Origin of the sequence: Streptococcus oralis SK304 (assembly GCF_000287715.1) — a bacterium.
In the GTDB taxonomy this organism is placed as follows: domain Bacteria; phylum Bacillota; class Bacilli; order Lactobacillales; family Streptococcaceae; genus Streptococcus; species Streptococcus oralis_Y.
The window spans coordinates 1-4,351 of sequence record NZ_ALJN01000017.1; the positions used below are offsets into that span (position 1 = coordinate 1).

Genomic DNA, 4,351 nt, shown 5'->3' on the forward strand with positions numbered 1-4,351 from the left:
TAATTCATACTTCCACGACCAGCTTCATTGTACTCACCGTACATTTTCACACCAGTTGCAGAACCAGCAAGTCCCAATTTTTCCAAATCAGCTTTTGCTTGCTTGAATTCCTTATCTTTTTCAAGATATTTTCCATATTCTTGATCATATTTCTTCTGAGCGTCATCGTTACGCTTATCAATCTGATCATTCTTTTCTTTTAGATCTTTTTTAGCCTTCTCATGATTCTGACGAATTTTTTCATTTTCATCCTGAACACGCTTCTTCTCACTCTCATTATCTGCTACATCTTTCTTATAGCCAGCAATTTCAGTAGAAACCGTATTTGCTTGATTCGCATAATCCTTTTCTACACTAACTTGTTTCTTCACAAGTTCTTCTTGCCCCTGAGCAACACCAACATCCACAGGAGAATCCTGTTTTACTTCTAAGCCTGCTTTCTTAGCTTCAGAAACAGCCTTATCAACAGTTGAATGATCTACTACAACATCAACAGTAGTATTTTTCTTAGCAGTTTCGTCCTGCTTAGGTACTTCTTCTTTAGGTGCTTCCTGAACAGTTTTTGGCACATTTTGATTTGCACTCAACTCATCAGCAGATACACTACCTGATGAAAAAGCCATGGCAAGAGCAGCCATACCCAAAATCACTCCACAAGCACCATAGTGCTTCACTTTACGAATTGAACCAAACGCTTTAGTTTCTTCTGTTTTAAACATAATTTCTTTTCTCCTTTTTTAAAAACATTTATAACAAATTAAAACTCTCAATCACTTGATGGTGAACGAGAGCGTTCATAAACAACTACAATCATATTTTCTCCTTTTCTACAAACAAAAAAGCCAGTTTCAAACTGACTTTTTTATCTATATCAAACCCATTTTCCTGAATAGTCAACACGATATTTACCTTGAACAATTTCATTACGAGCATAAGAGCCATCAGATTTTAAATAATACCAACCACCCCAATAACTATCATAAATCCACTCATTCACAGCCATAGCTCCACTAGATTTGAGATAATAGCTACCCTGCCAAGCATTGCTTACCATATAACCACCACTCTTGAAATAGTACCATACACCATCAATCTTCAACCATTGATGATTAACATAAGCACCACCTTCTTTTAAATAAAACCATGACTGATAATAATTATCATAAATCCACTCTTTATCTGCCATCTTACCATTAGACTTCAGATAATAGCTTCCTTGCCAACTATCACGAACATAAATTCCATTTGATTTTAAGTAATACCATGCCTTATAAGAATTATCATAAATCCATTCAGATTCAGCCATTCGACCATCAGATTTTAAATAATAACTCCCTTTCCACGTATTTTTTAAACGTTGGTCATTATCATAATAATACCAAAAACCACTTTCTTTCTGCCAACCATTTTTAACTGTTTTAAATTGCGATGGCTTCGTCTCATCTCGAGACGGTTTAACTTGACTTTGCGATGGCTCCGTCTGAACTATCTGTCTTTTCTCCGAATCCTTTTGTTTATTTAATTCATCTAGTTGTTTTTTTAAATTAGTATAATTTTTCTCCTTTTTTTCAAGCTCATTTTCCAACTTCTTAAAAGATTCTTTTCTATTTTTTAAAGTTGTATCATTAACTGACTGTACACTAAAATTCTTTTTAATAGCTTGATCTAAAAAATCTTGACCAATAAAAATATAATGTGCCTTATACGAATTATCTGGATAAGATGGAGCATAACCAAAATATTCCTTCTGAACCTCTCTCGTCCATTTCACACCTGTTATACTTTGAGCATGGTAATACTCCACACCATTATACAACATTCCTAAAAGCCCTTGATAAATCTGTTCTTTCAAGTCCTGCTTTGTAGCCCATCCTCTTTTACTAAAATTAGGAGAAAAACCACTAAACAAATTTTCATAGAATTGTTGCCCACGTTTTTCAGATTCACTATCCGTCGTCTTTAAACCATACTCTCTAGCTACTCGATTGATTCCTTTAGCATAATGACCTGATTCACTATAAATACTTTCATAAGAAGCACCTTTTACATACTCTTTAGAAACCTTATCAGCAAATTCCAAAGAAGAAACAGACAATGAAACCTCTTGAGTACCTACTTGTCGTCGAATCTGATTCACTAAATCCAAAGCAAAATATGACAATTCTACTTTTACATCTTGAGGAAGATTATTTACCTCATATTCCTCAAAACTCTCAACAGTAAACGAACCATCAAAAGGAGACCAATTAGAAAACTTCTCGCTTTCTTTATCTAAAATCATCCTAGCATTGCTTCTCTGAGCATCACTCAACTTATAATTAAAAAAATCTTTTAATGCTTGAGCATATTCTTTACTTACAGGAATAGCATACTTGCCATCTTTTAACTTTGCTTGACTAACCTTTTGTTTAAATCCATCAAAGTCTTTTCGAGCATTTTCTACTTGCTTTGACAAGTCATTTACTTGATCAGCACTCACAGTAGTCACATCTACAATCTGACTTACCCCAAAAATCAATAAAGATGCACTTGATATTAAAGCTAAAGTCGAAGTCCTAAATTTCATATTTTCTCCTTTTATTAAAAAATCTTAACCCTATTTATTATATCATAAAGTTATCTATTCCATCATAAAGTTAGTCCTCAATAATCACTCCATCTTCTAAAAAACGATGATACGTTTTTTCAATTTTCGACTCAATCTTACTACAATAACTACGAGTAATTTGACCGACAGCATACAAACGATTATACAAATCTTCACAACATTTTTTTGAAGAGACATAAACATCCGCACCATTTTTTACATGAGCATATATTTTTAAATTCCAGCAGAATCGACTATAGATTCGGTTATACTCTTTTATGATCCATTCTTCGGAATAAGTCCTTAAACCCTCTTTATAACCATACTCTTCGATTTTAACACACCTCTTTCCTACCACTAAATCTTCTCTGCTAGTTCAAGTAAGAATCGTTTCACTTCACTCCTAAGAACATACTTTGTCTTATCATCAGCAGCAAAGCGAATAGTTTCTTCATAACTTTTTCCTTTAGTCAACATTGTTACCAATCCATGAGAAAATTGATGGTGACAACCTAGATTATCTAAATCCTTTGTAGACAATACTTCTTCACGCTTCACAGTGATTTTTTCATCTACATTGATAAAATCATCAATCTTACAGTTATAAAGGTAAGCCAATTTATACAACTTTTCAAGACTTGGTTCTCGTTCTCCACTTTCATATCGAGCATACGCTTTCGGTTGAATCTCTAAATACTTCGCTAAGTCCTCTTTCGACTTATTATGCATTTCTCGATACAACCGAAGAGCCATTGACACATTCAACATAAATCCTTTTCCTTTCTACTTCCATGTGATAATCGAAAAAAATGCCACAAACAACACAAATACAAACAAAATTATCAAATTACTAAACATCCAATAAATCAAGAATATAAATAAAATAAATATAGACAATAGTATTCCAACTCTTACTAGGTAGATCCAAATATCCATCTTTCCTCTTTTCTATTCTCTACTCATATTGTTAATTTACATAAAGGAACTCTATAGATTCCCTTGTGAAAACTAACAATACTTTCGATTCTTATCAGGACAAAACCTGTTTTATAAAAATCTAATTATTGTTAATTTTTCGCAAAATAAAAAAGGCTTATTTCAAAGCCTTTTTACGTTTTTTAATAGAATATAGCAATATAGAAAATGTATGCTCTTATCTTCGCATACTTTCAGCTTTTCAGCTTACTACCTTCGCCAAGGTCACAAATTTAAGGATAACTCAATATCCCCTCTTTCTTACCCAAAGGCATTAGCAAGATTTTACTCTCACATACCGACCATACAACACATAGACCTCACTATCTCACTCTAGCTACCTTCTAAGAAGTATCATTGACTGTACCACAGCCGTCAGTTCCCTTTTCTTATCTACTAAGGCGAAAGGACGAAACACCCAACGTGAACTTATCAAAGATTAGTAAATATAACTTACGAAATCTACCTATTTTTAAGAAATTAACTATGGCAAAAAATAAAATTAAACTAACATCATCGCTTTCACTTAAAGAAGTAGCTCTTGAAAGCTCTCAATTTGATATTCCAAAAAAAATTCAAGTAGATTTTTCCAAAGTGACTGGATTTCTAAAAGGCCATACAAGCAGTTAAAATTTCTTCTAATCCCTTTAGATAGACTTCATTAGTTATACCTACCATCAGACTCAACTTGACATTTTCCCAAAATTCACATATAATTAAATTGCTACATTTAATCGTGTTAGTCAATGATTCGTTGTTGTCTGACACGTTTTTTATTAAATTTTCAAA

At 32.9% G+C, this 4,351-nt stretch carries 3 protein-coding genes and 1 pseudogene; 1 reads left to right on the forward strand and 3 read right to left on the reverse strand.

Going from position 1 to position 4,351, the window contains the following annotated elements:
• The 3 genes and pseudogenes from HMPREF1125_RS10575 to HMPREF1125_RS10585 form a co-directional block, all read right to left on the reverse strand.
• A pseudogene (locus HMPREF1125_RS10575) lies at positions 1–719 on the reverse strand (peptidase); the annotation flags it as partial.
• Positions 720–871: 152 nt separating this feature from the next.
• Positions 872–2,566, reverse strand: coding sequence for an SEC10/PgrA surface exclusion domain-containing protein (locus HMPREF1125_RS10580; protein WP_000672234.1), 1,695 nt, complete (start codon positions 2,564–2,566; stop codon positions 872–874).
• A 378-nt stretch (positions 2,567–2,944) separates the two neighbouring features.
• The gene (locus HMPREF1125_RS10585) at positions 2,945–3,355 is read right to left on the reverse strand and encodes a helix-turn-helix transcriptional regulator (RefSeq protein WP_000935802.1); all 411 of its coding nucleotides are present in this window, start codon (positions 3,353–3,355) and stop codon (positions 2,945–2,947) included.
• A 693-nt stretch (positions 3,356–4,048) separates the two neighbouring features.
• On the opposite strand from HMPREF1125_RS10585, the gene HMPREF1125_RS12775 reads away from it, so the two are divergent.
• A complete protein-coding gene (locus HMPREF1125_RS12775) occupies positions 4,049–4,192 on the forward strand; it encodes a hypothetical protein (protein ID WP_001107224.1) in 144 nt (47 codons plus the stop codon).
• The last annotated feature ends 159 nt before the right edge of the window (positions 4,193–4,351 follow it).

Coding starts and splice junctions, on each gene's coding strand:
- HMPREF1125_RS10580 (WP_000672234.1), bottom strand. CDS start 2,566: ATGAAATTTAGGACTTCGACTTTAGCTTTAATATCAAGTGCATCTTTA.
- HMPREF1125_RS10585 (WP_000935802.1), bottom strand. CDS start 3,355: ATGTTGAATGTGTCAATGGCTCTTCGGTTGTATCGAGAAATGCATAAT.
- HMPREF1125_RS12775 (WP_001107224.1), top strand. CDS start 4,049: ATGGCAAAAAATAAAATTAAACTAACATCATCGCTTTCACTTAAAGAA.